We start from the raw sequence: 24,295 nt of genomic DNA on the forward strand, positions 1-24,295 counted from the left end.
GTCGGGCGCGGGGCTCAGCTCTGTGCGGTGGGGCGGACCACGATCTCGCCGACGTCGACACCGGACGGCTGCTCGATGGCGTACGCGATGGCGCGGGCGATGGCGTTCGGCGGCATCGCGATCTTGGCCATGGAGTCCTGGATCTGGCTCCTCGCGTCCGGGTCGGTGATGGAATGCGCGAGCTCGGTCTCGGTGAACCCCGGCGAGACGGTGGTCACCCGCAGCGACTCGCCCGCCTCCTGGCGCAGCCCCTCGGAGATGGCGCGTACGGCGTTCTTGGTCCCGGCGTAGACCGCCATCTGCGGCACGATCTTCAGCCCGGCGGTGGAGAGGGTGTGGACGAAATGCCCGAAGCCCTGCTCACGGAAGACGGGCAGGGCCTCGGCGATGCCGTACAGCACGCCCTTGATGTTGACGTCGATCATCGCCTCCCAGTCCTCGACGCGCAGATCGTCGAGGGCGGAGATCGGGCTGATACCGGCGTTGCTGACCAGCACATCGAGCTTTCCGTACCGCTCGCGCGCCGTCGCGACCAGCCGGGACAGATCCGCGCGCCGCTTCACATCGGTGACCACGGGGACGGCCTCGCCGCCCGCCTCGGTGATCCGGGCCGCCAGTGCCTCGATGCGGTCCGACCGCCGTGCGGCGAGGACGACCTTGGCGCCGCGCTCGGCGAGCAGCAGGGCGGTGGCCTCGCCGATGCCGCTGCTCGCGCCCGTAATGGCGATGACCTTGCCTTCGATACCGGACATCATGGGGAGTCCTCCCAGGAGGATTGCAGGAAAAAAGGGGGGAGGCGGCGATGGCCTACAGTGGGAAGCGGAGCCGCCTCCAGTTCACTCGATACACACTAAGTGGATGCGCCTCCACTTAGCAACCGGGGAATGAGGAGAGTCGCCGATGGCCAGGGATCCAGGGCGCCCGCTGCGGGCCGACGCACAGCGCAACCGGGAGAAGATCCTCTCCGCCGCGGTGCGGGTGTTCGCCGAGGAGGGGCTGGACGCCCACCTCGAGCGCATCGCCAAGGAGGCGGGCGTCGGCACCGGTACCCTCTACCGGAACTTCCCGACCCGCGAGCTGCTGATCGAGGCCGCCTACCGCAATGAGCTGGCCCGGCTCTGCGACGCCGCCCCGGAGCTGCTGGCGACCCTGCCCCCGCGTGAGGCGATGCGCGCGTGGCTGGGCCGCTTCATGGACTACGCCAACGCCAAGCTGGGCATGGCGGACGCGCTGCGGGGCGTCGTCGCGTCGGGCGTCAATCCGTACGCCCAGAGCCATGAGCTGATCCAGGACGCCCTCTCGCGGCTGATGGACGCCGCCGTCGCGGCCGGTGTGATCCGGTCCGACATCAGCGCCACCGACATGTTCGCCGCTCTCACCGGCATCGCCCTCGCCTCCGGGAAGCCCGAACAGCGCGAGCAGGCCGACCGGCTCCTCGATCTCACCCTGGACGGACTGAGCGCCGGACCCCGCCAGTAAAGATTTCTGACTTTTCAGTTCAGACCATCGGCCTGGTCCCGCCCCCTCCCAGAGGGGGCGGGACCGTCCACGGTGACCGTCTCCCAGGATGCGGCCGGACGCTGGTTCGTATCCCTGCTGTGCGAGGACCCCGGTGTGCAGCCACTCCCCACCATGGACGCGGCGGTCGGCGTGGACGCCGGACTGGACCACCTGCTGACCCTGTCGACCGGGGAAAAGATCACCAACCCTCGCCACGAGCGGCACGACCGTGCGCGGCTGGCCAAGGCGCAGCGGGAACTGGCCCGTAAGGCCAAGGGGGAGGGAGCCAACCGGGCCAAGTCACGCCGGAAGGTCGCCCGAGTTCACGCCCGCATCACTGACCGGCGACGCGATACGTTGCACAAGATCACTACTCGGCTCGTTCGTGACAACCAAACGATCGTGATCGAGGACCTCACCGTTCGGAACCTGCTCAAGAATGGCAGGTTGGCCCGCGCCATCTCGGACGCGGCCTGGTCGGAATTCCGCACGATGCTGGAGTACAAGGCCCGGTGGTACGGCCGCGAAGTGATCGCGGTCGACCGCTGGTTCCCCTCCTCCAAGCTGTGCTCGCACTGCGGAACCCTGCAGAACACAATGCCGCTCAACGTCCGCACCTGGACCTGCGGCAGTTGTGGCGTCACCCACGACCGCGACGTGAACGCGGCACGGAACATTTTGGCCGCCGGGCTGGCGGTATCGGCCTGTGGAGCCGGTGTAAGACCTCAACGGAGTTCTCCGGGCGGGCAGTCGGCGACGAAGCAGGAACCTCTACGGCGCGAGCCGTAGGAATCCCCCTCCTTCAGGAGAGGGAGAAACAACCAGTTCTTCCCCCAGCCCTTCGGGGTGCTGCTGGCCGACCGCTTCGGCCCGCGCCGCACCGTGGCGGCCCTGCTGAGCCTCAACTTCGCTCTGGTGCCGGTGATGTACGCCTGTGTCTCGACGACCCAGCCGGTCGTCGTGGCGCTCGGCATCTGTCTGCTGGGCATCACCGGCGCGATGAACTACGCGATCCTGGCCGGACTGCTCGCCGCCGCCTTCCCGATCTCCGTGCGCTACACCGGTATCTCCCTCTCCTACCAGCTGTGTTCGGCGCTCATCGGCGGTACGGCACCGCTGGTCGGCGAGTGGCTGCTGCGCTCGACCGGCGGCTCGATCGTGCCGGTCGTGATCTACCAGATGGCGCTGGTGGCGGTGTCCCTCATCTGCTCCCTGGCGCTCCTGAAACGCTCACGAGAGGCGTAGCCAGGGCCGGGTGGCCCGGCCGGGGCGGGGTGGCCCGGCCACGGCGGGGCGACTCAGCCGCGGCGGGGGGCTCAGTCGTGGCGGGGTGGCCCAGCCACGGCGGGGCGACTCAGCCGCGGCCGGGCCACTCGCCGGTCACAGCGCCGCGTACACCGCCTCCACCAGGGCCATCTTCCGGGGGTCGTCGACGATCCGCGGGCCCATACGGTTCATCACATAACCCAGGGATAGCTCCGCCTCCGGGTCGGCGAGCCCGCAGGAGCCGCCGAAGCCGTCATGGCCGACGGCGCGCGGGTTGGGGCCGTACGAGCCGTGCGCACCACTCAGCCACACCCCGAGCGCCACCTCCGTGTCCCGGCCGAGGGCCTCGCCCAGGACCAGGTCCCGGCAGGAACCCTGGCCCTCGCGGGCGCGCTCGGCGGTCTCCGTGGACAGTACCCGGCGGTCGTCGGCCAGACCGCGTCGGGCGAGGATGCCGTACAGCTCGGCGATGGCGCGGGCCGTGCCATGGCCGTTGAGGGCCGGCAGCTCGGCCTCGCGCCACTCCCGGCTGTTGGCCTCGGCCGCGCCGACCACCGGATTGCCCAGCGCCGCCAGGGCGACGGGCGTGAACCGCGGTCCCGCCGCGGCCTGTTCACCGCCCGGCCGCCCGGCCCGCGGACCGATCAGCTCAGCGGCCCGGCCGGCCTCCTTCTCCGGAAGGCCGATGGTGAAGTCGATGCCCAGCGGCCCGGTGACCTCCTGCCGCAGGAACTCGCCGGGCAGCAGCCCGCTGATCCGCCGGACCACCTCGCCGATCAGGAAGCCGTAGGTGAGCGCGTGATAGCCGCTCCGGGTGCCGGGCTCCCACCACGGCTCCGTCGCGGCCAGCCGGGCGGTGGTCAGCTCCCAGTCGTACAGCTCCGCCACGCTGTGCGGCTCCCGCAACCCGGCCAGCCCCGCCCGGTGCGAGAGGAGACACCGCACCGGCAGCGAGCCCTTGCCGGCCGCGGCGAACTCGGGCCAGTACGCGGCCACGGGCGCGTCCAGGTCCAACAGCCCGCGGTCCGCCAGCACATGGGCACACAGCGCCGCCGGCCCCTTGGTGGTCGACCACACATTGACCAGGGTGTCCCGCTCCCAGGGGCGGGTGCGCCCGCCGTCCGCCCAGCCGCCCCACAGATCCACCACGGTCTCCGGGCCGATCCGCACGGCCACCGCGGCGCCCAGCTCGTCGCGTTCGCGGAAGTTCGCCTCGAAGGCGGCCCGCACTCCGGCGAACCGGGGGTCGCAGTGGCCCTGGATCGGGGCCGGGGACTCGGTCATATGGTTCCTCCTGACGCTCGGGTGGTCGGCGGGGCCGGTGGTGGTTAGGGCCTGATGCACACGACAGACCTAGGTCCGGCCCGTGAGCACGACCTCGCAGCCGCGCAGCTCATAGCTCGCGATCTCGTCCTTGAAGCCGACCCTGGGCGGGGCCGCCATCCGGATGCCGGGCAGGGCGAACAGCCGGCTGAGGAAGACATCCGTCTCCAGGAGCGCGATGGCGGCCCCGGGGCATTTGTGCGCACCGTCCCCGAAGGACAGCCCCGGCGCACCGGCGCCCGCGGCCATCGGGCGGCCCGGACGGAGCAGCTCCGGTCGCTCGCCCACCGTACGGCCGTCGAGATTGGCCTGGTGGAGCAGGACATCGATCAGCTCCCCGGCCGGCACCGTCACCTCCGCGCCAGCATCCTGTCCGCCGCCGGGCAGCCGCAGCGCTGCGGTGGTACGACGGCGGAGCCGGCCGATGACCGGTTCGAGCCGGAGGATCTCCTGGAGGATCGCGATCCGGCCGGGCTCGTCGGCGGCCCGGTACCGCGCCAGCAGGGCGGCGTCGCCGAACAGATGCCACGCGGCCACATTGACGAACTCCCGGGTGGTGACCATGCCCGCGGCGGCGAAGGTGATGCACTCGCCCAGGATCTCGCCTGCCGAACACCCCTCGTCCAGCAGATGGGAGATCAGATCGTCGCGCCGCCGTCGCCGCCGGGCGCGTACAGCCGGGCGGACATCGCCCCAGTAGATCCGCAGCCAGTTCCCGTTCTGCCGCAGCAGCCAGCGGATCCCGTGCAGGCTGGTCAGCCCCGGGGTGCCGAACTTCTCGGGGAAGAAGCGCTCCAGCCGCCGCCGGATCCCGGGCCGGCTCTCGGTCAGGCCGATCACGGCACTGGCCACCTCGATCGCCAGATGGAAGGCCGCATCGGCGAGCAGGCCCCGGCCGGTCTCGCGGATGATGTCGATCTGTGCCTCCGCCACCCGGACCATGACCTCGCGATAGTGCTCGTCGACCCGGCGCGGGGTGAAGAACCGGGCGGTCTGCCGCCGGTCCTCACGGTGTTCGGGACCGTCCCGGTAGAGCACCGGCCGCCGGAACCGGGACGGCAGCTTCTCCACCGTCTCGATGCCGAGTCCGGCCTGCACGGTGGCGGTGCTGCGCAGGACGGCGCGGGCCTCCTCGTAGCCGGACACCTGCCAGATCCCGTCGGGCCCCCGGCGCACCGGGCAGCCGCCTCCGTACGGCCCCCGGTCGACCCTGCGCTCCCCGAATTCCCGCGCTCCGCGGCCCGGTGGTCCGTGGTCCTGCGCTGCGCGGCCCGGCGGCCCCTGGCCCCGCGATCCGTGGTCCCGCGCTGTGTGGTCTCGTAATCCGTCGTCGTGCGATCCGCCGCCCATGGGCGGGCACCTCCCGGCCCAGACTAGGAGTAGCGCGGCCACCTTACGGGCTCCGGATGCCGCTTTCCCAGGTCTACGCTCGATTTCATGGACAGCGAGAACCCTCTGGGGCGCTTTCTGCGCGCCCGCCGTGAACTGGTGCGGCCCGAGGACGTGGACATCCTGCCCGGCGGCCGGCGCCGGGTGGCGGGTCTGCGCCGCGAGGAGGTCGCCCTGCTGGCGGGGGTCAGCACCGACTACTACATCCGGCTGGAGCAGGGCAGGGAGCGGCATCCCTCGGCCCAGGTGGTCGAGGCGCTGGCCCGGGCCCTGGTGCTGGAGGAGGACGCGGTCGCCCATCTGCACCGGCTGGCCCGTCCGGCCCCCGGCCGGCGCCGCCCGGCCGCGCCGCGGGAGCGGGTGAGCCCGACCCTGCTGCGGATGATGGAGGGCTGGCCGCGGACACCGGCCGTCGTCCTGGGGCGCTGTCTGACCGTGCTGGCCCACAACACCCTCGGCAGGGCCCTGTTCGACGGACACACCCACAGCCGGGACTTGATGCGGCTGGTCTTCCTCGACCCGGACGCCCGGGAGTTCTACCCCGACTGGGAGCGGGTGGCGGCCAACACCGTCGCCGGGCTCCGCGCGGCGGCCGGGATCGACGAGGAGGACCCCGAACTGATCGCCGTCGTCGGTGAGTTGTCGCTCAAGAGCGAGGCGTTCCGGCGGCTGTGGGCCCGCCATGACATCCGTCAGAAGACCCATGAGACCAAGCGCTTCCGGCACCGGCTGGTCGGGGAGCTGACGCTGGAGTACGAGGCGCTGACCGTGAACAGCGCCCCCGGTCAGCAGCTCGTCGTCTACCAGGCCGAACCGGGCAGCCCCTCCGAGCAGGCGCTGTCCCTGCTGGGCAGCCTCGCCGCCGACGCGGTGGAGACGCCCCACGACACCATGAAGACCACGACGAAGGACTCTTCCGCATGACCGTGATCGACTCGCCCGTCTGGTTCATCACCGGCTGTTCCACCGGTCTGGGCCGGGCACTCGCCACCGCCGTCCTCGACCACGGCCACCGCGCTGTGGTCACCGCCCGCGACCCCGGGCAGCTGTCCGACATCGTCGCCGGGCACGGGGACCGCGCGCTGGCCCTGGCCCTCGACGTCACGGACAAGGAGCAGGTGGCGGAGGCCGTCAAGGAGGCGGAATCCGCCTTCGGCCTCATCGATGTCCTGGTCAACAACGCGGGCTACGGCTATCTCGCCGCTCTCGAAGAGGGCGAGGACGAGGAGGTCCGGGCCCTGTTCGACACCAATGTCTTCGGCCTGGTGGACGTCACCCGGGCGGTGCTGCCGGGCATGCGCGCCCGCCGCGCCGGCCACATCGTGAACATCTCCTCCCTCGGCGGCCTGGCCGCCTTCGGCGCCACCGGCTACTACCACGCCACCAAGTTCGCCGTGGAGGGCCTCTCCGAATCGCTCGCCGCCGAGGTAGCCCCGCTGGGTATCAAGGTGACGATCGTCGAACCCGCCGCCTTCCGCACCAACTGGTCCGGCCCCTCCATGCGGCAGTCCGCTGTCACCATCGAGGACTACGCCGAGAGCGCGGGCGCACGGCGCACCAGCACCCTCGCCACCTACGGCCACCAGCCCGGGGACCCGGCCCGGGCGAGCGAGGCCATCATCGGCGCGGTGGGGGCGGCGGAGCCCCCGCTGCGGCTGCTGCTGGGCAAGGCCGCGTACGACATCGCCCAGGCCAGGCTGGACTCCCTCAGGACCGGCTTCGACGCCTGGCGCGATGTCACCCTCGGAGCCGACTACCCCGCGGCCGCGGCCTCGTAGGAGGGCGTCCGGGGATCGTGACGCCGGCGGGGGCCGCTCCCCTCCCCGCCCCTCCCCGCAACCGGAGCTCTGCCCCAGACCCCGGATCGGGGCGCTGCCCCTTCCCGCGGTATCGGTATGCGGCTCCGTCGCGTGGATCGATATGCGGTCCGCCGCGTGGTCCGCCGGACACCCCGTAGGACCACCGGGCCGTCAGTGCCCCCGCACTCGGCGGCCCCACCGGCGCAGCAGCCCCCGCCGGGTCCGGGGCGTTCCCGACCCGGAGGGCCGACGGCCCGCCGCGCCCGCCAGGGCGTGGCTATCCGGCCAGTGACCGGGGGACGGCGTCGGGCGGGGGAGAGCGCCCGCGACGGCGTCAGGCGTTGAGGGCGCCCGAGCCGAGCAGTCCGAACAGCACCAGGCCGATGACGATCCGGTAGATCACGAAGGCGTTGAACGAATGCTTGGCGACGAACTTCAGCAGCCAGGCGATCGAGGCGTAGGCCACGGCGAAGGACACCACCGTGCCCACCACGAGCGACATCGTGTCCACGCCACCGCCCATCGCGTCCTTGAGCTCGTAGAGACCGGCGCCGGTCAGCGACGGGATGCCCAGGAAGAAGGAGAGCCGGGTGGCGGCCAGACGGTCCAGGTCGAGCATGAGGCCGGTGGCCATCGTGGCGCCCGAGCGTGAGAAGCCGGGGAAGAGCAGCGCGAGGATCTGCGAGGAGCCGACCAGCATCGCGTCCTTGACGCTGGTGTCGTCCTCCCCGCGCTTGTGGCGGCCCATCCGGTCGGCCAGCCACATCAGCCCGCTGCCCACGATGAGTGAGGCGGCCACCACCCACAGGGAGGCGAGCGGGCCTTCGATCAGCGGTTTGGCCGCAAGGCCGACGACCACGATGGGGAGGGTGGCGTAGATGACCCACCAGGCGAACTTGTAGTCGTGGTGGTACCGCTCCTCGCGGTTGACCAGCCCGCGCCCCCATGCGGTGGCGAAGCGCCGGATGTCGCGGAAGAAGTACAGCAGGACGGCGGCGATGGCACCGACCTGGATCACCGCGGTGAAGGCGACGACGGACTTGTCGTCCACCGGGATGTCCATCAGCCCCTCAGTGATCTTGAGGTGACCGGTGGAGGAGACCGGGAGGAACTCCGTGACCCCCTCGACGACGCCGAGAACCACGGCCTGTCCGATGTTGATCGCGCTCACGTGATCCGTCCCGCCGGTATCTATCCATAACCAGTGAATGTCTACAGGACGGTAGACGATGGATAGGGCAGGTGACCAATCGACGGGCGGCCCACGGCGATCCGTCGCGATCGAGGGGGAGGGGCGGCCGCGGTATCCGGGCATCGCCGCGGCCCGTGCCCGTGGAGAGAGGGGCACGGGCCGCCGCGGCCGAAAAGGTCAGGCGGCCGGACCGGAGCCGCTGAGCAGGCTCCGTACGCCGGTGGCCGAGAGGGTGACGGCCTCCGGGGCACCCGCGTCGATGGTCAGGGAGAGCTCCTCGGAGGGCCATCCCTGGGCCAGTGCGCCCAGCGGCACCAGGTGGTACCGCTCGATCTGGGGCAGGGCCTGGTGCATCCGGGCCGGAGTGGTGAAGACCGGTACCAGCTGAGCGCCGTCCTCCTGCTGGAACACGGGCAGGGTCACGGCCTGGGGGTCGGTCTCCTCTCCGCTCTCGGCGGAGGGGAGGAGGACCTCACTGTTGGCAAGGGTGTTCAGCGCCGACTCGTCCGCCCGGTCGGCCGCCAGCTCGCCGAGGGCCTGCTGGGTGGCGGAGACGTTTTCATCGGAAGGGCTGGTCATGATTCCGTCCATGGATCGGGTTTTGGGTCTTCATGGGTTTCTGGGTCCCAGAGCGACTGGTTTCAACAGCCGCGGCTGGCTCGAATACCCCGCCTCATGGAACTCACACGTCCCCCTCGCGCTCGATTCTTCCCCGGGGCACCTTTCCGGCCCGGCATAGCCCGCCCGGAAAGGTGCCCCGGGCTACGACCTGGCCCAGCCCAGTGACCTCTCGACCGCCCGCTGCCAGTTCTCGTACTCCGCCTCCCGCCGCGCGGGATCCATCGTGGGCATCCATTGGGCCGCGCGGTGCCAGTTGCGGCGCAGCCCCTCCAGATCGGGCCAGTAGCCGGAGGCGAGCCCGGCGGCGTAGGCGGCCCCGAGGGAGACGGTCTCCGAGACCATGGGGCGCACCACGGGCAGGTCCAGGACATCGGCCAGGAACTGCATCAGCAGATTGTTCGACGTCATCCCGCCGTCCACCTTCAGCTGCCGCAGCGGCTGGGGCGAGTCGGCGTTCATGGCGTCGACCACCTCCCGGGTCTGCCACCCGGTCGCCTCCAGCACGGCCCGGGCCAGATGTCCCTTGGTGATGTACGAGGTGAGCCCGACGATCACCCCGCGCGCGTCGCTGCGCCAGTGCGGGGCGAAGAGCCCGGAGAAGGCGGGGACGATGTAGCAGCCGCCGTTGTCCTCGACGCCGCGGGCCAGGGTCTCGATCTCGGGGGCGCTGTGGATCATGCCCAGGCGGTCGCGGAACCACTGCACCAGCGAGCCGGTGACGGCGATCGGGCCCTCCAGCGCGTAGACCGTCGGCTCGTCGCCCACCTTGTAGCCCACCGTGGTCAGCAGCCCGTGCCGGGACCGTACGAGCTCGGTGCCGGTGTTGAGCAGGAGGAAGCTGCCGGTGCCGTAGGTGCACTTCGCCTCGCCGCTGGCGAAACACGTCTGCCCGAACAGCGCCGCCTGCTGATCGCCGAGCGCGGCGCAGATCGGGACCTGCGGCAGCAGGGCGCGGGCCATGCCGTAGCACTCCGCGGAAGGGCGGATCTCCGGCAGCATCGCCCGGGGCACATCGAAATAGGCCAGCAGCTCATCGTCCCAGGTCAGGCTGCGGATGTTCATCAGCATGGTGCGGCTGGCATTGGTGGCGTCGGTGAGGTGCAGTCCGCCGTCGGGCCCGCCGGTGAGGTTCCAGATCAGCCAGCTCTCCATCGTGCCGAACAGCACGTCCCCGCGCCCCGCGCGCTCGCGCAAGCCGTCGACATGGTCGAACAGCCAGCGCAGCCGTGGCGCGGAGAAGTAGGTCGTGGGCGACAGTCCGCAGCGTTCCAGGAAGAAGTCGTCACCGGTGGTCCGGCGCAGCTCCTCGACATAGCCGCTGGTACGGGTGTCCTGCCAGGTGATGGCGTGGCACACGGGGGCGCCGGTGCGCCGGTCCCAGACCACCGTGGTCTCGCGCTGATTGGCGATGCCGATGGCCACGATCTGCTCGGGCCGGATCCCCGCGCCCTCCAGCGCCCGGGGCACGACCACACGGCGCAGATGGGACCAGATCTCGGCGGGGTCGTGCTCGGCCCAGCCCGGTTTGGAGAAGTACTGCTCATGTTCTCGCTGGCCGACCGAGACCAGCCGTCCCTGGTGGTCGAAGAGGATGCACCGGGTGGACATGGTGCCCTGGTCGATGGACATCACATAGCGTTCAACCATGGCCTGGCCTGCCTTCGGGCGGGTTCGAGCAGGGCATGGGGCGTCACCAGCGGGCCGCGCCGAGATCGCGGGAGATCGCCCGGGCGGCGTCGCGCGTCAGCCCGACGAGCGAGGGGTGCGGGCGGCCCTTGCTGTCGCAGAGGCGGTCCACGGCGCCCGAGATGCCGACGGCGCCCACCACCAGGCCGCCCTGCCCGCGGATCGGCGCGGCGATATCGGCCTCGCCCACCATCATCTCCTCGGTCGCGGCCGCCCACCCGTTCTCGCGGATCTCGCCCATCGCCCGGCTGAGCTGCTGGGGAGAGACGAGCGTATGACGGGTGTAGTTCTCCGGTTCGGTTTCCATGAGCGGCTCCAGAGGGGTCGCCCCGTACGCCAGCAGGATCTTGCCCAGCGCGCTGGCGTGCAGGGGGAGCAGCGAGCCCACGTCCAGGGTCTGGAAGGTGTCATCGGGCCGGAAGACGTGGTGGACGATGAGGACCTTGCCCTCCAGGGGCACTCCGAGACGGACCGCCTCACCGCTGCGGGCGGCCAGGGCGTCGGTCCAGTTGATGGAGCGGGACCGCAGCTCGTTGATGTCGAGATAGCTGGTCCCCAGGTGCAACAGCGCCGCGCCGAGCTGGTACTTCCCCGTCGCCTTGTCCTGTTCGACGAAGTCGACGCTCTGCAGCGTGCGCAGAATGCCGTGCGCGGTGCCTTTGGCGAGGCCGAGCGAGGCGGCCACCTCGCCCAGACTGAGCCGACCGGAGCCCTGGGCGAGCAGCCGCAGAATCGCCGCCGCCCGCTCGATGGACTGCACCGGGCCGGCCATGACGCGATCGTAGCTCTTCGGCCAGTGGCACAGCCTGTCGGCGAAAACGCCAAACGTTCGGTAATGCCGACTCGGATTCGTTGACCCCGGTGGATAGGGGCCATAGCGTCCGTATCGGGACAAGAAGACCAGGATGCCAAAAGGTGACCCGAAGGGTGCCCGGCACAGACAACCCACCCGGCTCGGAGAGGAGGAGACGTGGCGGAACAACTGAGCTACCCGAAGCCCGGCGTCGCTGGGCAGGCCGCGGAGACCGTCGATTTCACCGGCGCCCGTCTCATCGGCTCCCAGGCGCCGGATCCGGACCCCCTGCTGGCGCCGGTGGTGGCACGCGACGAGGTCCCGGACCGGCCCCCGGCTGACGAGGGAGACGGCCACGTCCTCCCGGTCCCGCACATCTGCGAGGCCGTCGCCACCGTGCGGCGGCGGGCGCACGCGCTGCTGACCGAATGGGAGCTGTCGGCCGACTGCCTCGACGAGGCGCTCATGGTGATCTCGGAACTGGTCACCAACGCCATCCTGCACGCCCTGCCCCCGGCCGTGCTGCGGCTGCGCTGGACCGAGTGCGAGGGCTCCGCGAGCCTGCGCGTCGAGGTCACCGACGGCGGCCCGGTGCCCGCCGGCCAGCGGGCGGACGAGGACATCGAGCCCGATGAGCACGGCCGCGGGCTCGGGATCGTGACCGCGCTGTCCACGCGCCACGGCAGCCACTCCTGCCATGAGGGCATCACCTGGTGGGCGGACCTGCCGGTCGCCTAACCGGCGGCCCGGTCCCAGGTGACCGGGAGCCGATGGACGCCGTAGATCAGCATGTCGTGGCGCAGCGGCACCTCGTCGGGCGGCACCGCCAGGCGCAGCGTGGGGAAGCGCCGCAGCAGGGCGGGAAAGCCGGTCCGCATCTCCATCCGCGCCAGGTGCTGGCCCAGGCACTGGTGAATGCCGTGGCCGAAGGCGATCTGGTCGGCCGTCTCGCGGGTGACGTCCAGAGTGTCGGGGTCGGCGAACCGCGCGGGGTCCCGGTTGGCCGAGGCGAGCGACCCGACGACCGTCTCCCCGGCCTGCACCCGCGCCCCGGCGATCTCCAGATCCTCCCGGGCCACCCGTACCGTCCCGAACTGGACGATGGTCAGATACCGCAGCAGCTCCTCGACCGCGTGGTCGATCACCTCGGGCCGCTCCCGCACCAGCCGCGACTGCCCGGGGTGGCGCAGCAGCGCGTAGGTGCCCAGGGCCAGCATGTTCGCCGTCGTCTCATGGCCCGCGATGAGCAGGAGCAGCCCGACACCGGTCAGCTCCTCGTCGGTCAGCCCGGCCGCCGCGGCGGTGCCGGAGCCGCTGGGCGCGCCGTGCTCGCCGTTGACCAGACGGGACAGTAGCGCCTCGTCCGGCCGGTGCCGCTTGGTGCCGATCAGCTCCCGCATGTACTCCCACAGCGCGTCCCGGGCCGCGTAGACCTCGTCCTCGCTCTGGCCGATCCGGAGCAGCACGGTGGCCCACCGCTGGAAGTCGGCCCGGTCCCCGTACGGCACCCCCAGCAGCTCGCAGATCACCAGCGACGGGATCGGCTGGGCGAAGGACGTCACCAGGTCGGCCGGCGGACCGGCGCGCTCCATGGCGGCCAGGTGGCCGTCGACGATCTCCTCGATCCTCGGCTGCAGCCGCCGCATCCCCCGGGCGGTGAACCACTTGCTCAGCAGCCGCCGGTAGCGGGTGTGCTCGGGTGGGTCCATGCCGATGAACGAGCCCAGCATCCGGCGATCGTCCGGGCGGACCGGGAACGCGTGCACCGGCGAGGAGGTCCGGCGGCGGTCCGAGCTGAACCGGTCGTCCGCGAGCAACCGCGCCACGTCCTCGTGCCGGGTGAGCAGCCAGCCCACTTTGCCGTCCGGAAAGGCCAGCCGGCTGGCCCCGCCCTCCTCGCGCAGCGCCTCGTAGGCACCGGGCGGGTCGAAGGGGCAGTCGCGATGTCTGGGCAGCGGCGCCGGAGTCGACGCGCGTGATGTGACGGACACGGAAACGCTCCCTTCGAAGGCGAACCGAGTCCCTCCCTTTTGAGCGTAGCTCGGGCCGCCGGGCCGGGCGACGCGACCGGGAGCTACGGCAACCGGCCGTCACCACGGGTGGTTTCCCCGGCCGATGCCGCATCGCGTGCCGCGCGCCGGAGGAGCCGGGGAACCGTCCGGTGGTGGATCGGCGCGGCCAGGGCCCACAGCGGACGGCCGGCGGGCCGGTCGAACCGTACGAAGGTCGCCCACAGGACCCTCGTGTCCTCGACGGCCACGACGTTGTGCGCGGCCACCAGCGGGGAGCGCGCGGTGAGGGTCAGTGAGTGGTCCGCCGCGTCCGAGACGGCCCACCCCAGGACATGGCGCGGCGACGTCCTGGGGCCCAGCCGGAGGCCGAGCCCCAGCGTCCAGCCCAGCACCAGGAACCGCCGAAGGGGAGCGGGAGCGCCCTCGAAGACGGCCCGCGCCCACTGCTCGGCGGTCGGGGACCCGGCCCGTGGGACCGGTAGGGCGAACGCCGAGGCGTAGTGGGCGCCCGCGAGGTCGTCACGGGCCGCCGGTGCCCCGGGCACCGTGACGCGTCGTGCGCGAGGAGTGGCCGGGGGAGTGGTCATGGGGAGAGCTCCGTTTCATGACGTGGCCGGTGCTTCCCGGCGTGGCCGGGCCGGTGCGGACGCCGGAAGGTCGCGGGAGCGCCGGATGGGGGAGAAGAGCAGGATCAGCCCGGCGAGCGGAATCCCCGCCGTGGTGATCCACATGGCGGCCCGGAGGCCCAGCGCGGTGCCGAGCGCACCGCCGAGGAGGGCTCCGAGGGGCAGCGTTCCATAGCTGACGAACGCCGATGAGGCGGTGAGCCGGCCGAGCAGCTCCGGCGGGCAATAGCGCTGCTGGAAGCTCGCCTTGATCACATTGCCGGCCACCACACCGGCGGTGACGCAGAAACCGCCCGCCACGAACAGCACGACCCACGGTCCCTCGGCGGTCATCGGCATGAGCAGCGCGCCCACGGCCAGCCCCAGCTCGAACAGGAGCGTCGCCCGCGCGTCGCCGACCCGGGCGGCCACCCGGCGTGCGCAGAACGCCCCGGCGACGCCGCCGAGGCTGACGGCCGCGATGAGCCCACCGACCAGCCCGGGGGACAGACCGACGGTCCGGACCAGGAAGACCACCCGGATCGACTGGTAGCCCATCAGCGCCAGGTTGGACGCGGCCGCGAAGAGCGTCAGGGTGCGCAGCCACCGGTCGTGGGCGATCAGCCGCAGCCCCTCGGCCACCTCGCGGGCCAGCGCCCGGGGCGGGCGCTCGGCCACCGGGACGCGCGGTTCGCGGAACCCGATGCCGGTCAGGCAGCCGAGGGAGACCAGAAAGGTCGCCGCGTTGACGAACATCCCGTTCACCGCACCCGCCAGCTGTGCGATCAGACCGGCGGTGCCCTGGCCGGCGATCTGCGCCGCGGACGCGCTGCCGTGCAGTTTGGCGTTGCCCTCGGGCTGGTCCTCGGGGTCCAGGAGGCCGGCGAGATACGCGCTGTAGGCGGTCTGGAAGAACACCGCGGCCGTACCCGTCAACAGGGCGACGGTCAGCAGCAGTCCGATGCTCAGCAGACCGCACCAGGCCGCCACCGGGACACATCCGAACAGCACCAGCGAGACCGCCGCGGCGGCCAGCATGACCGGCCGCCGGCGCCACCGGTCCACCCAGGCCCCCGCCGGAAGGCCGATGACCAGCCAAGGGGCCCAGCTCGCGGCGGTCAGCAGACCGACCTCGAAGGTGTCCGCGTGCAAGGTGGTGACCGCGATCAGCGGCATCGCCACTCCGGTGACGGCCGCTCCGTACTTCCCGGCGGTCTCACCGCACCACAGCAGCCGGAAGTCACGGTGGCGCCGCAGCAGGCCACCGGAGGTTCTGCGCGTCACGGCGGTCAGGCTCCTTGGGCGGGGAGAAGGGCGGCCGCGTGGCGGAGCAGCGCGTGCAGGGCCGGGTTGTCGCTGTTCTTACGCCACACGAGGTTGAGTTCTACCGGCTCCGGAGTGGTGAGCTCCACCGATTTGAAGGCGATGTTCGGGTAGCGCGGCCGGGCGGCGGTCTCCGGGACCAGGGCCACGCCCCAGCCGCCGTTCACCAGGGCCAGGATGGTGTGGACCTGGCTCAGATACTGGGAGAAGACCGGGGTGGCGTGGGCGGCGCGGAAGATGCTGATGAGCAGCTCGTTGAAGTAGCGCGCCTCGATGGGCGAGTACATCAGCAGGTCCTGCCCGTCGAAGTCGGCCACCTGGAGCGGCCCTTCGCCCGCCGCCAGCGGATGTCCCGTCGGCAGGGCGGCGAGCAGCCGCTCCCGGGCCGCGGGCCGGGACCGCAGATCCGGTCCGGTGACCGAGGGCCGCACCAGGCCCAGGTCCAGGCTCTGCTCGGTGACGGCCTCCAGCTGGTCCCGGGTGACCATCTCGCGCAGGGTGATCTCCGCGCCCGGCATGGCCACGCGGGCGATCTCCAGCAGGGTGCCGAGTACGGAATGGGCGCTCGCCGCCGTGAAGCCGATGGCGATGGACCCCGCCTCGCCCGTCGCCACCTGCCGGGCGGCGAGGACGGCGTGCTCGGACTGGCGCAGGATACGGCGGGCCTCGGTGAGGAAGGCGCGCCCCGCGGGGGTGAGCCGCACCGAGCGGTTGGTGCGCTCCAGCAGCTGGACCCGCAACTCGGTCTCCAGCAGCTGGATCTGGCGGCTCAGCGGCGGCTGGGTCATCTTCAGCCGCTCCGCGGCCCGGGTGAAATGCAGCTCCTCCGCGACCGTCACAAAGCTGATGAGTTGCATGAGCGTGAACAACGATGCTCTCCCGGTATCAACGCATGCCAATTTTAAGTTAGACGTAGATCGTCCGGCGACCTTAGCTTGCAAAGGAGCTCACCGGCCGCCCCGGGGCGGATCCGGCGATATCCACCGCCCGCATACGGGCCCACACACAGGGACAACACGTGGTGACCACATCGCATACGGCAACGCACGCCGCGCAGCAGGCAGGTGAGGCAACCCTCGACCGGGTCTCCTGGATCCGGGTGTCCTCGGTCGTCCTTCCCCTGGCCACGCCCATCAGCGACGCCAAGGTGCTCACCGGGCGCCAGAAGCCGATGACGGAGGTGGCCTTCCTCTTCGTCGAACTCGCCACCGAGGAGGGACACGAGGGCATCGGCTTCAGCTACTCCAAGCGCGCGGGAGGGCCCGGCCAGTTCGCCCACGCCCAGGAGATCGCGCCCGTCCTCCTCGGCGAGGACCCCAGCGACATCGGCAAGATCTGGACCAAGCTGGTGTGGGCCGGTGCCTCCGTGGGCCGCAGCGGGCTGTCCACCCAGGCGGTGGCGGCCGTCGACATCGCCCTGTGGGACCTCAAGGCCAAACGGGCCGGGCTGCCGCTGGCCAAGCTGCTGGGCGCACACCGCGACACCGTCCGCTGCTACAACACCTCGGGCGGCTTTCTGCACACGCCGACCGAGCAGGTTCTGGAGAACGCCACGGCCTCCCTGGCCAGCGGAATCGGCGGCATCAAGATCAAGGTGGGGCAGCCGGACGGCAAGGAGGACCTGCGCCGGCTGACCGCCGTACGGGAGCACCTGGGCGACGACGTGCCGCTGATGGTCGACGCCAATCAGCAGTGGGACCGGCCCACCGCACAGCGCATGGGGCGCGCCTTCGAGGAGTTCGGGCTGGTCTGGATCGAGGAGCCGCTGGACGCCTATGACGCACCGGGCCACGCGGCCCTCGCCGCCTCGCTGGACACCCCCGTGGCCACCGGGGAGATGCTGGCCAGCGTCGCCGAACACTGGGAGCTGATACGCCACAACGCGGCGGACATCATTCAGCCCGACGCACCGCGCATCGGTGGCATCACCCAGTTCCTCAAGCTGGCCACCCTCGCCGACCAGCACCATCTGCAACTGGCCCCGCACTTCGCGATGGAGATCCACCTCCATCTCGCGGCCGCCTATCCGCAGGAGCCGTGGGTGGAGCATTTCGACTGGCTGGAGCCGCTGTTCAACGAGCGGCTGCAGATCAGCGACGGCCGGATGCGGGTGTCCGCACGGCCCGGCCTCGGTATCACCCTCAGCGAGCAGGCCCGCGCCTGGACGGGTGCCAAGGCCGAATACGGCGACCGGTAAGTCCGGTTCACGCCGGCGCCGATCGCGAATCCACGGGCACACCCATTGACCGGCGGTGTTCAGCCCTCTAACCTCCATCTTCATATATAGACGGAGTGCATGTACGTGGACTCCTTGGCCCGTGTGGCGATCCGCTCGAGCCTCCAGCTCACCGGCCGCAGTTCAAAGGGGAACTGAAGACATGCCTCTCGTCGTCGTCGGAATCAGCGTGGTGATCCTGCTGTTCCTCATGACCAAGCTGAAGCTCAACGGCTTCATCGCCCTGCTCCTCGTGGCCGTCGGCGTCGCGTTGGTGCAGGGGGTCGAGGTGGAGAAGATCCCCGATGTCCTCGGAGAGGGCGTCGGGGGTCAGATCGGCGACACCATGCTCGTCGTCGGTCTCGGCGCCATGGTCGGCCGGGTCATGGGCGACTGCGGCGCGGCCCAGCGCATAGCCAACACCCTCATCGACACCTTCGGACTGCGCTGGGTCCAGGTGGCGATGGTGGTCACCGCCATGCTCATCGGCGTGACCATGTTCTACGAGGTCGCCTTCGTCATCATCGTGCCGGTGGCGTTCACCATCGTCCGGGTCACCCGCAAGAACCTGCTGTGGGTCGGGCTTCCGATGTCGATCGCCCTGTCGACCATGCACAGCTTTCTGCCGCCGCACCCCGGACCCACCGCGGTGGCCTCGACCTTCCACGCCTCCGTCGGTCTGACCCTGTTCTACGGGCTGTTCATCGCCGTTCCGGCCGGTGCGCTGATCGCCCTGGTGTGGCCGCGGCTCCCGTTCGTCCGGCGGATGGACCCCGAGATCCCCAAGGGGCTGGTCAGCGAGCGCACCTTCACCGAGGAGGAGATGCCGGGCCTCGGCTGGTCGCTGTCGGTGGCCCTGGTCCCGGTGGTGCTGATCGCCGGCGCCGCGGTGACCGACATGGCCGTGTCCGGCGACAGCACCGCCCTGCACATCATCACCTTCATCGGCTCCGCGCCGATCGCCCTGCTGCTGACCCTGCTGCTGGCGGTGTGGGCGTTCGGCCCCCGGATCGGCCGGAGCCTGGCCGAGGTCAGCGCCTCCTGCAACTCGGCGGCCCAGGCGATGGCGATGATCCTGCTGGTCATCGGGGCCGGCGGCGCCTTCAAGGAGGTCCTGGTCGAGGGCGGGATCTCCGACTACATCAAGGACCTCACCGACGACTGGTCCATCTCGCCGATCATCCTCGCCTGGCTCATCGCCGTCGTCCTGCGAGTGGCACTCGGATCGGCTACGGTCGCCGTGGTCACCGCCGCCGGTGTGGTGCAGCCGCTCCTGGAGAACAGCGGAGTCCACCCCGAGCTGATGGTCCTGGCCGTCTCCTGCGGATCGATCGCCTTCAGCCATGTGAACGACCCCGGCTTCTGGATGTTCAAGGAGTACTTCAACCTCTCCGTCATCGACGCCATCAAGGCGCGCACCACCTACACCACGGTGCTCGCGGTCCTCGGTCTCGGCGGCGTACTGGCCATCGAGGCCATTATCTGAACCCTCCCTGCGCGACCCCTCCGGCATCGACCCCTCCGACACCGACCCCTCCGGTACCGATCTCCCCGACACCGACCCAAGGACGCCACGATGAGCCAGCCGACCGTCACCTCGTTCGCCGTCTATCCGGTCGCCGGCCGGGACAGCATGGAGCTGAACCTCTCCGGCGCCCACGGCCCCTACTTCACCCGTAACGTGGTCGTCCTCGAGGACTCCGAGGGCCGCACCGGACTGGGGGAGGTCCCCGGCGGTGAGAAGATCACCCAGACGCTGCGCGACGCCGAATCCCTCGTCGTCGGGGCGCGGGTGGGCGACTACAAGCGGGTGCTGGGCGAGATCGGGCGGCGGTTCGGCGACCGCGACGCCGGCGGCCGGGGCACCCAGACCTTCGATCTGCGCACCACCGTGCACGCCGTCACCGCCGTCGAGTCGGCCCTGCTGGACCTGCTGGGCCAGCATCTGGAGGTGCCCGTGGCGGCGCTCCTGGGCGACGGTCAGCAGCGGGACGCGGTACGGGTCCTGGGCTATCTGTTCTACGTCGGCGACCCCGACCGGACCGGCCTGGAGTACGTCCGCGAACCCGGCGCCGAGGCGGAGTGGTACCGCATCCGTCACGAGGAGGCGCTGACTCCCGAGGCGATCGTCCGCCAGGCCGAGGCCACCTACGACCTCTACGGCTTCAAGGACTTCAAGCTCAAGGGCGGCGTCCTGGAGGGAAACGAGGAGGTCAAGGCCGTACGGGCGCTCAAGGAGCGGTTCCCCGATGCCCGGATCACCCTCGACCCCAACGGCGCCTGGTCGCTGCGCGAGGCGATCGAGCTGTGCCGCCCGCTGCTCGGCACGCTCGCCTACGCCGAGGACCCCTGCGGGGCCGAGGACGGCTACTCGGGCCGGGAGATCCTGGCGGAGTTCCGGCGCGTCACCGGACTGCCCACGGCCACCAACATGATCGCCACGGACTGGCGGCAGATGACCCACGCACTGGCGCTGCAGTCCGTCTCCATCCCGCTGGCCGACCCCCACTTCTGGACCATGCAGGGATCGGTACGGGTGGCCCAGCTCTGCCATGAGATGGGGCTGACCTGGGGATGCCACTCCAACAACCACTTCGACATCTCCCTGGCGATGGTGGCCCACTGCGGAGCCGCCGCCCCGGGCGAGTACAACGCCCTGGACACCCACTGGATCTGGCAGGAGGGACTGGAGCGGCTCACCGTCGAGCCGCCGCGGATCACCGGCGGTGAGATCGCCATCCCGGACGCCCCCGGGCTCGGGATCCGGCTCGACCGCGACCGGCTCCTCGCCGCCCACGCCCTCTACCAGGAGAAGGCGCTGGGGGCGCGGGACGACGCGGTCGGCATGCGCTATCTCATCCCGGGCTGGACCTTCGACAACAAGCGTCCCTGCCTGGTGCGTTGAGTGCTGTGTCGGACGGCGGGGCCGCTCGTCGAGCGGCCCCGCCCGCACCCGTATCGGCGGCCGTACGGCCCTGCCTCAGACCTCCAGCTCGGCCTCGATCCTGCGCAGCTGGTGCCGGGCCATCGCCAGATTGGCCCGGTTCTTGTCCAGCGCCAGATAGAGGAAGAGCCCCTGGCTGTCCCGGCCCTTCAGCAGCCGGATCAGGTGGTACTGGCTGCCGAGGGTGATGAGGATGTCCTCGATGGAGTCCTGCAGGCCGAGCTGCTCCATGGTCCGCACCTTGGCGCGCACCACATCGGTGTTGCCCGCGGCCGCCACCGTCAGGTCGAGTTCTTTTCCGCCGCCCACAGTGCCGAGGGCCATCCCGCTGGAGTAGTCGACCAGCGCGGCGCCGAGGGCGCCCTCGATGGACGTCATCGCCTCTTTGAGCGCGGTCTGGGTGTTCGCCATGATCGTGGCTGTTCCTTTCGCTGTCATTGATGTCCGGTCGGGTGCCGGCGCGGATGTACGCGCCGGGCGGGAAAAGGTCGTGGTGGTCAGGGCTGCGGCTGCTCGGCCCTGCTGAGGGCGACGCCCACCAGATCGGCGAGCCGGGCGCCCGAGCGGCGGGCCTCCATATGGAGGCGGCCGACATTGGTGCGGTCACCGGCCAGAACGGTCAGCACGGCCGTGGAACCCGCGGCATAGGTGGCCACATAGCCGTTCTCGCCGCGGACCAGCAGCTCACGGAAGGCGCCCCGCCCGGTGGCGCCCGCCAGCGACTGCGCCACCCCGAGGGCCGCGGCGGTCAGCGCCGCCACCCCCTCGGCCTCGACGGCCGTGTCATGCGCCAGCACCACGCCGTCGCTGGTGGCGGCGAGGGCGCCGGTCACATGGGTCACCCGGGCCCGCAGCCGGCGCAACTCCTCCAGGACGTCGGGCTCGGCGGCCAGCAGCCACTTCCGCTCCGTGCGCTGCCGCAGGCCGCGTCTCATGACGCCGCGCACGGGGCCGGCGGGTCGGTCGGGGGAATCACAGCGTTGCCTCCAAGGCGTCGCGGAGCCGGCGCAGCAGGTCGATATCGGGGTCGGTGAAGGCGGCCGCGGCGGGACCGCGGTCCGGGGCGGGCGGCGCGCAGGCGCCGGACCGGGCGGGCGGATCGGGCCGGTCCGGAGCTCCCGGACGGGCGGGCGGATCGGGCCGGTCCGGGGCTCCCGGACGGGCGGGCCGTGGTGTGGCGACATGGCCCGCCGCCGCCAGCCGCCGTATGTCGATCAGCGTGTGGAAGGCGGGACGGCCGAGCTCGCGCGCGATGCGGGCGGGGGTGCGCACTCCGTCGGCGAGCGCCAGCACCGCGCGCTGGCGGGAGGTCACGGCCGGGGCGCGGCCATCGGGGCGGCGGAGCACCACCGGCTCGGTGTCCACCTGCGGATACGGCCACAGAGAGTCCAGCAGTCTGCCGCGGCGCCGGGTCTCGCGCTCGACGGCGACCGCGCCCACCGCGCGCACCGGTCCCAGCCAGTGGGCCGCGCCCCGCTGGAAGCCGCGGGGGCCGCTGCCGTGCCCGAGGGCGAAGTACGCGGCGTCGAACAGCGCGCCCAGATGGCAGATCTCCAGCTCCGCGCCCGACAGCCGGCCGGTGTCGACAAGGAACCGTCCGACCCCGCCGTCCGGGCCCGTCCGGCCCACCGCCTCCCGCCAGCTGTCGGCGGTCAGCCGCCCACCGGTGGTGAGCAGCACCTCGATCCCGGGGGCCACGGGGCTTTCGGCGTGCACCACCTGGCCGTCCCTCAGATAGATGGTGCCCGCGTCGCACAGCAGGGCGCCACTGGCCCGCTCGGCGGCGAGCCCGGCGAGGCTGGGCGCGTGGCCGGCTCGCCCACCGGCCCTGCGAGGCATGCTCATATCAGCGCCAGACGCCCGCACATTTCGCGCAGCCGCAACCGGGCGAGCGCCAGATTCCCCTCCCGGCGGTCGAGCCAGAGATAGAAGAAGACGCCGCTGTCGAAGGCCGTGTCGACGAAGCGCAGCAGGTGGTAGCAGGTGCGGGTGGTGACGATGACGTCCTCGACGGCCGGCTCCCCGGCCGCGTCGTCCTCGCCGCTTTTCGCGCCGCCGGGGCCCAGCGCCGCGAACGCCCGCTGCTCGGCGGCCATCCGGGCCAGCTCCGCCGTCTCCGCCGCCGTGGCCTCGGGGTCCTCGTCGCGGACCTCGCCGACCATGCCGAGTGCGAGTCCGCTGGTCCACTCGATCACGGCGGCTCCGCGCGCGCCGTTCACGGTCATCGCTTCCAGCAAGCACTCGTCGATTCCGGGCATGCGGCCTCCCCTTCCCTGCGTCGCCCGTGGCGGGCGCCCACCGGGGGCGCTTCACCAGTGACGGAGAGGTTACGCAGGGTTCAGCAGTTGGGGGTTAAATCCGGTAATGCTCGGAAATGGCGGAGGGCGTGTAGTAGGGTCCGCCGCCCCATGGGCCCCGTACGCCTCGGCAGGCCCTGTCAGTGCCACGCCTGGCCCGGTCACCGGCCCTCTGAACGGATTCATAGCGGCTTCGGGGCCCACCGGGCCACAGACGGGCGGGCGCATATTCCACCGTCACATTGCAGGCATGGTGGATGGGTCAGTAGACGGTCGTGCGATGGTCGAGTACGCATACGCAGGGAACCGGAACGCGGCGCGGTGCCCGGCAGGGGGGCCCACGAGGCGCTCCCAGGGCCGTTTCGCCCCCCTGTGCCGCACAGAGTGGCGAGAATTGACGGTACCGATGTGGCGGAAACCGCCCGCGTTTCACCCGGCTTGTCTGCGCTGTCCTGACGGTGTGTTACCGAACGGCGGGCGCGGAGGGGGAAGAGGCCGCGCCCGGAGTATCCGGGGAGGCCGAGGAGCCCGGCGCGTCGTCGACCGGGGCGGGCGGGGACGGTGTGGGCGGTTCGCCCTTGCCCTCGAGCGAGGCCGGCTTCTTCAGGACCACCATCGGCTCCCCGGGCTTGGGCATCACCGGCTTGGTGAAGTCCGGGCCCTGGGTCGGAGTCTGGGTGATCTGCGCGGGAAGCCGCTCGTAGTCGACCATCCCGGTGTTCTCCATCTGCGTGATGTGGTCCAGCACCGTGTTGTTGGCCTGCGTGGCGAGCTGACGCACCAGGGTGTTCTTGCTGGTCGCCCGGATCTTGGCGATGGAGCTGAAGATCTGGCCGTGGGTGATGCGCAGGATCTGGGCCATCTGGCTGTCGAAGTCCTTGCCCGTGGCGGCCGTGAGGGTGTCCAGGAAGCCCTGCTGCTGCGGCGTGGGCTTGTTGGGCAGGGTGATGCCGAGTTTGGGTGCGATGTCCCGTGAGGCGTCGTCCAGTTGCGCATGCCCCACGATCAGATGCTCACCGGCTGTCTTCACCGCCGCCGTGGTGCCCTTCTTGAGGGCCAGCTCACCGACGGGGTACTCCCACAGTCCGGCGAGCCGGACCTTGACCACGAACTCCTTGTCGGCCCCGGTGAGCGGTCCGTACTGCGTCGAGTTCGTCTTCGCCAGGTTGGTCTGGTTCTCCTGCTGCACACCCGTCAGGGCGGGCGACATGATCACGCCGAGGGTGACCACCACGGAACCTATGAGGAGGGAGGTACCTGTCACGAAGTACCGGGATCGCATAGAGCCTCCTGGCGGGGACGCCGGTCGTTGTGCAGAGCAGTGTCTGCC

The 24,295-nt window shown here is 71.1% G+C and carries 24 protein-coding genes and 1 pseudogene; 9 read left to right on the forward strand and 16 right to left on the reverse strand.

Annotated features, from left to right (window positions below):
- Positions 1-14 precede the first annotated feature (14 nt).
- The gene (locus J8403_RS40520) at positions 15-752 is read right to left on the reverse strand and encodes an SDR family oxidoreductase (RefSeq protein WP_211127537.1); all 738 of its coding nucleotides are present in this window, start codon (positions 750-752) and stop codon (positions 15-17) included.
- A gap of 148 nt (positions 753-900) precedes the next feature.
- Here J8403_RS40520 and J8403_RS40525 point away from each other — a divergent pair, with 148 nt between their 5' ends.
- The 3 genes and pseudogenes from J8403_RS40525 to J8403_RS40535 all read left to right on the forward strand — a co-directional run bounded on the left by J8403_RS40525 (position 901) and on the right by J8403_RS40535 (position 2,745).
- A complete protein-coding gene (locus J8403_RS40525; RefSeq protein ID WP_211127538.1) occupies positions 901-1,479 on the forward strand; it encodes a TetR/AcrR family transcriptional regulator in 579 nt (192 codons plus the stop codon).
- Between the two features lie 33 nt (positions 1,480-1,512).
- Positions 1,513-2,289, forward strand: a pseudogene (locus J8403_RS40530) (RNA-guided endonuclease InsQ/TnpB family protein); the annotation flags it as partial.
- Positions 2,290-2,346: 57 nt separating this feature from the next.
- Positions 2,347-2,745 (forward strand): MFS transporter, encoded by a 399-nt coding sequence (locus tag J8403_RS40535; protein ID WP_211127539.1) that lies wholly within the window; start codon positions 2,347-2,349, stop codon positions 2,743-2,745.
- Positions 2,746-2,880: 135 nt separating this feature from the next.
- Here J8403_RS40535 and J8403_RS40540 read toward each other — a convergent pair whose 3' ends face one another.
- Together J8403_RS40540 and J8403_RS40545 are read right to left on the reverse strand one after the other, a co-directional pair.
- Positions 2,881-4,050 (reverse strand): serine hydrolase domain-containing protein, encoded by a 1,170-nt coding sequence (locus J8403_RS40540; RefSeq protein WP_211127540.1) that lies wholly within the window; start codon positions 4,048-4,050, stop codon positions 2,881-2,883.
- 69 nt (positions 4,051-4,119) lie between these two features.
- Positions 4,120-5,265, reverse strand: coding sequence for a cytochrome P450 (locus J8403_RS40545; protein WP_211127541.1), 1,146 nt, complete (start codon positions 5,263-5,265; stop codon positions 4,120-4,122).
- 261 nt (positions 5,266-5,526) lie between these two features.
- On the opposite strand from J8403_RS40545, the gene J8403_RS40550 reads away from it, so the two are divergent.
- Both J8403_RS40550 and J8403_RS40555 read left to right on the forward strand, forming a co-directional pair.
- The gene (locus J8403_RS40550) at positions 5,527-6,402 is read left to right on the forward strand and encodes a helix-turn-helix transcriptional regulator (RefSeq protein ID WP_211127542.1); all 876 of its coding nucleotides are present in this window, start codon (positions 5,527-5,529) and stop codon (positions 6,400-6,402) included.
- On the forward strand, positions 6,399-7,256 hold the full coding sequence (locus tag J8403_RS40555) for an oxidoreductase (protein WP_211127543.1): 858 nt from the start codon (positions 6,399-6,401) through the stop codon (positions 7,254-7,256). The genes J8403_RS40550 and J8403_RS40555 overlap by 4 nt, the downstream gene beginning before the upstream one ends.
- A gap of 355 nt (positions 7,257-7,611) precedes the next feature.
- Here J8403_RS40555 and J8403_RS40560 read toward each other — a convergent pair whose 3' ends face one another.
- The 4 genes from J8403_RS40560 to J8403_RS40575 all read right to left on the reverse strand — a co-directional run bounded on the left by J8403_RS40560 (position 7,612) and on the right by J8403_RS40575 (position 11,548).
- Positions 7,612-8,448, reverse strand: a complete 837-nt coding sequence (locus J8403_RS40560) for an undecaprenyl-diphosphate phosphatase (protein WP_211127544.1) — start codon at positions 8,446-8,448, stop codon at positions 7,612-7,614.
- Between the two features lie 198 nt (positions 8,449-8,646).
- Complete coding sequence (locus tag J8403_RS40565) at positions 8,647-9,048, reverse strand: SseB family protein (protein WP_014058204.1); 402 nt, start codon at positions 9,046-9,048, stop codon at positions 8,647-8,649.
- Positions 9,049-9,231: 183 nt separating this feature from the next.
- Positions 9,232-10,737, reverse strand: a complete 1,506-nt coding sequence (glpK, locus tag J8403_RS40570) for a glycerol kinase GlpK (protein ID WP_211127545.1) — start codon at positions 10,735-10,737, stop codon at positions 9,232-9,234.
- Between the two features lie 43 nt (positions 10,738-10,780).
- Positions 10,781-11,548 (reverse strand): IclR family transcriptional regulator, encoded by a 768-nt coding sequence (locus tag J8403_RS40575; RefSeq protein ID WP_211127546.1) that lies wholly within the window; start codon positions 11,546-11,548, stop codon positions 10,781-10,783.
- A gap of 198 nt (positions 11,549-11,746) precedes the next feature.
- On the opposite strand from J8403_RS40575, the gene J8403_RS40580 reads away from it, so the two are divergent.
- Positions 11,747-12,307 carry an ATP-binding protein gene (locus J8403_RS40580; RefSeq protein ID WP_246586226.1) on the forward strand — a complete coding sequence of 187 codons (561 nt, stop codon included), beginning with the start codon at positions 11,747-11,749 and terminating at the stop codon, positions 12,305-12,307.
- Here J8403_RS40580 and J8403_RS40585 read toward each other — a convergent pair.
- From J8403_RS40585 to J8403_RS40600, 4 genes are all read right to left on the reverse strand, one after another.
- Positions 12,304-13,560, reverse strand: a complete 1,257-nt coding sequence (locus J8403_RS40585; protein ID WP_211127547.1) for a cytochrome P450 — start codon at positions 13,558-13,560, stop codon at positions 12,304-12,306. The two genes, J8403_RS40580 and J8403_RS40585, sit on opposite strands and share 4 nt — an antisense overlap.
- Positions 13,561-13,643: 83 nt before the next feature.
- The gene (locus J8403_RS40590; protein ID WP_211127548.1) at positions 13,644-14,168 is read right to left on the reverse strand and encodes a DUF2867 domain-containing protein; all 525 of its coding nucleotides are present in this window, start codon (positions 14,166-14,168) and stop codon (positions 13,644-13,646) included.
- A 15-nt stretch (positions 14,169-14,183) separates the two neighbouring features.
- On the reverse strand, positions 14,184-15,470 hold the full coding sequence (locus J8403_RS40595) for an MFS transporter (RefSeq protein WP_211127549.1): 1,287 nt from the start codon (positions 15,468-15,470) through the stop codon (positions 14,184-14,186).
- A 5-nt stretch (positions 15,471-15,475) separates the two neighbouring features.
- Positions 15,476-16,378, reverse strand: coding sequence for a LysR substrate-binding domain-containing protein (locus J8403_RS40600; RefSeq protein WP_211127550.1), 903 nt, complete (start codon positions 16,376-16,378; stop codon positions 15,476-15,478).
- A 149-nt stretch (positions 16,379-16,527) separates the two neighbouring features.
- Between J8403_RS40600 and J8403_RS40605 the strand changes: the two genes are divergently transcribed.
- From J8403_RS40605 to J8403_RS40615, 3 genes are all read left to right on the forward strand, one after another.
- On the forward strand, positions 16,528-17,706 hold the full coding sequence (locus tag J8403_RS40605; protein ID WP_211127551.1) for an L-talarate/galactarate dehydratase: 1,179 nt from the start codon (positions 16,528-16,530) through the stop codon (positions 17,704-17,706).
- Between the two features lie 181 nt (positions 17,707-17,887).
- The gene (locus tag J8403_RS40610) at positions 17,888-19,210 is read left to right on the forward strand and encodes a gluconate:H+ symporter (RefSeq protein WP_211127552.1); all 1,323 of its coding nucleotides are present in this window, start codon (positions 17,888-17,890) and stop codon (positions 19,208-19,210) included.
- Positions 19,211-19,300: 90 nt separating this feature from the next.
- Positions 19,301-20,629 carry an enolase C-terminal domain-like protein gene (locus J8403_RS40615; RefSeq protein ID WP_211127553.1) on the forward strand — a complete coding sequence of 443 codons (1,329 nt, stop codon included), beginning with the start codon at positions 19,301-19,303 and terminating at the stop codon, positions 20,627-20,629.
- A gap of 75 nt (positions 20,630-20,704) precedes the next feature.
- Here J8403_RS40615 and J8403_RS40620 read toward each other — a convergent pair whose 3' ends face one another.
- The 5 genes from J8403_RS40620 to J8403_RS40640 all read right to left on the reverse strand — a co-directional run bounded on the left by J8403_RS40620 (position 20,705) and on the right by J8403_RS40640 (position 24,247).
- Positions 20,705-21,079, reverse strand: a complete 375-nt coding sequence (locus J8403_RS40620; protein WP_211127554.1) for a hypothetical protein — start codon at positions 21,077-21,079, stop codon at positions 20,705-20,707.
- 86 nt (positions 21,080-21,165) lie between these two features.
- Positions 21,166-21,603, reverse strand: a complete 438-nt coding sequence (locus J8403_RS40625) for a roadblock/LC7 domain-containing protein (RefSeq protein ID WP_211127555.1) — start codon at positions 21,601-21,603, stop codon at positions 21,166-21,168.
- A 37-nt stretch (positions 21,604-21,640) separates the two neighbouring features.
- On the reverse strand, positions 21,641-22,513 hold the full coding sequence (locus J8403_RS40630) for a transcriptional regulator (RefSeq protein WP_211127556.1): 873 nt from the start codon (positions 22,511-22,513) through the stop codon (positions 21,641-21,643).
- Positions 22,510-22,926 carry a hypothetical protein gene (locus J8403_RS40635; protein ID WP_211127557.1) on the reverse strand — a complete coding sequence of 139 codons (417 nt, stop codon included), beginning with the start codon at positions 22,924-22,926 and terminating at the stop codon, positions 22,510-22,512. Before J8403_RS40635 ends, J8403_RS40630 begins: the two co-directional genes overlap by 4 nt.
- Positions 22,927-23,428: 502 nt before the next feature.
- A complete protein-coding gene (locus tag J8403_RS40640) occupies positions 23,429-24,247 on the reverse strand; it encodes a DUF4142 domain-containing protein (RefSeq protein WP_211127558.1) in 819 nt (272 codons plus the stop codon).
- Positions 24,248-24,295: the final 48 nt, after the last annotated feature.

This window comes from Streptomyces yatensis (assembly GCF_018069625.1).
In the GTDB taxonomy this organism is placed as follows: Bacteria; Actinomycetota; Actinomycetes; order Streptomycetales; family Streptomycetaceae; genus Streptomyces; species Streptomyces yatensis.

Bases quoted from the DNA above. Each gene is read 5' to 3' on its own strand.
- J8403_RS40640 (WP_211127558.1), bottom strand. From the start codon at position 24,247: ATGCGATCCCGGTACTTCGTGACAGGTACCTCCCTCCTCATAGGTTCC.
- J8403_RS40615 (WP_211127553.1), top strand. From the start codon at position 19,301: ATGAGCCAGCCGACCGTCACCTCGTTCGCCGTCTATCCGGTCGCCGGC.
- J8403_RS40590 (WP_211127548.1), bottom strand. From the start codon at position 14,168: ATGACCACTCCCCCGGCCACTCCTCGCGCACGACGCGTCACGGTGCCC.
- J8403_RS40540 (WP_211127540.1), bottom strand. From the start codon at position 4,050: ATGACCGAGTCCCCGGCCCCGATCCAGGGCCACTGCGACCCCCGGTTC.
- J8403_RS40630 (WP_211127556.1), bottom strand. From the start codon at position 22,513: ATGAGCATGCCTCGCAGGGCCGGTGGGCGAGCCGGCCACGCGCCCAGC.
- J8403_RS40635 (WP_211127557.1), bottom strand. From the start codon at position 22,926: ATGCCCGGAATCGACGAGTGCTTGCTGGAAGCGATGACCGTGAACGGC.
- J8403_RS40555 (WP_211127543.1), top strand. From the start codon at position 6,399: ATGACCGTGATCGACTCGCCCGTCTGGTTCATCACCGGCTGTTCCACC.
- J8403_RS40520 (WP_211127537.1), bottom strand. From the start codon at position 752: ATGTCCGGTATCGAAGGCAAGGTCATCGCCATTACGGGCGCGAGCAGC.
- J8403_RS40620 (WP_211127554.1), bottom strand. From the start codon at position 21,079: ATGGCGAACACCCAGACCGCGCTCAAAGAGGCGATGACGTCCATCGAG.
- J8403_RS40625 (WP_211127555.1), bottom strand. From the start codon at position 21,603: ATGAGACGCGGCCTGCGGCAGCGCACGGAGCGGAAGTGGCTGCTGGCC.
- glpK (WP_211127545.1), bottom strand. From the start codon at position 10,737: ATGGTTGAACGCTATGTGATGTCCATCGACCAGGGCACCATGTCCACC.
- J8403_RS40550 (WP_211127542.1), top strand. From the start codon at position 5,527: ATGGACAGCGAGAACCCTCTGGGGCGCTTTCTGCGCGCCCGCCGTGAA.
- J8403_RS40610 (WP_211127552.1), top strand. From the start codon at position 17,888: ATGCCTCTCGTCGTCGTCGGAATCAGCGTGGTGATCCTGCTGTTCCTC.
- J8403_RS40565 (WP_014058204.1), bottom strand. From the start codon at position 9,048: ATGACCAGCCCTTCCGATGAAAACGTCTCCGCCACCCAGCAGGCCCTC.
- J8403_RS40525 (WP_211127538.1), top strand. From the start codon at position 901: ATGGCCAGGGATCCAGGGCGCCCGCTGCGGGCCGACGCACAGCGCAAC.
- J8403_RS40575 (WP_211127546.1), bottom strand. From the start codon at position 11,548: ATGGCCGGCCCGGTGCAGTCCATCGAGCGGGCGGCGGCGATTCTGCGG.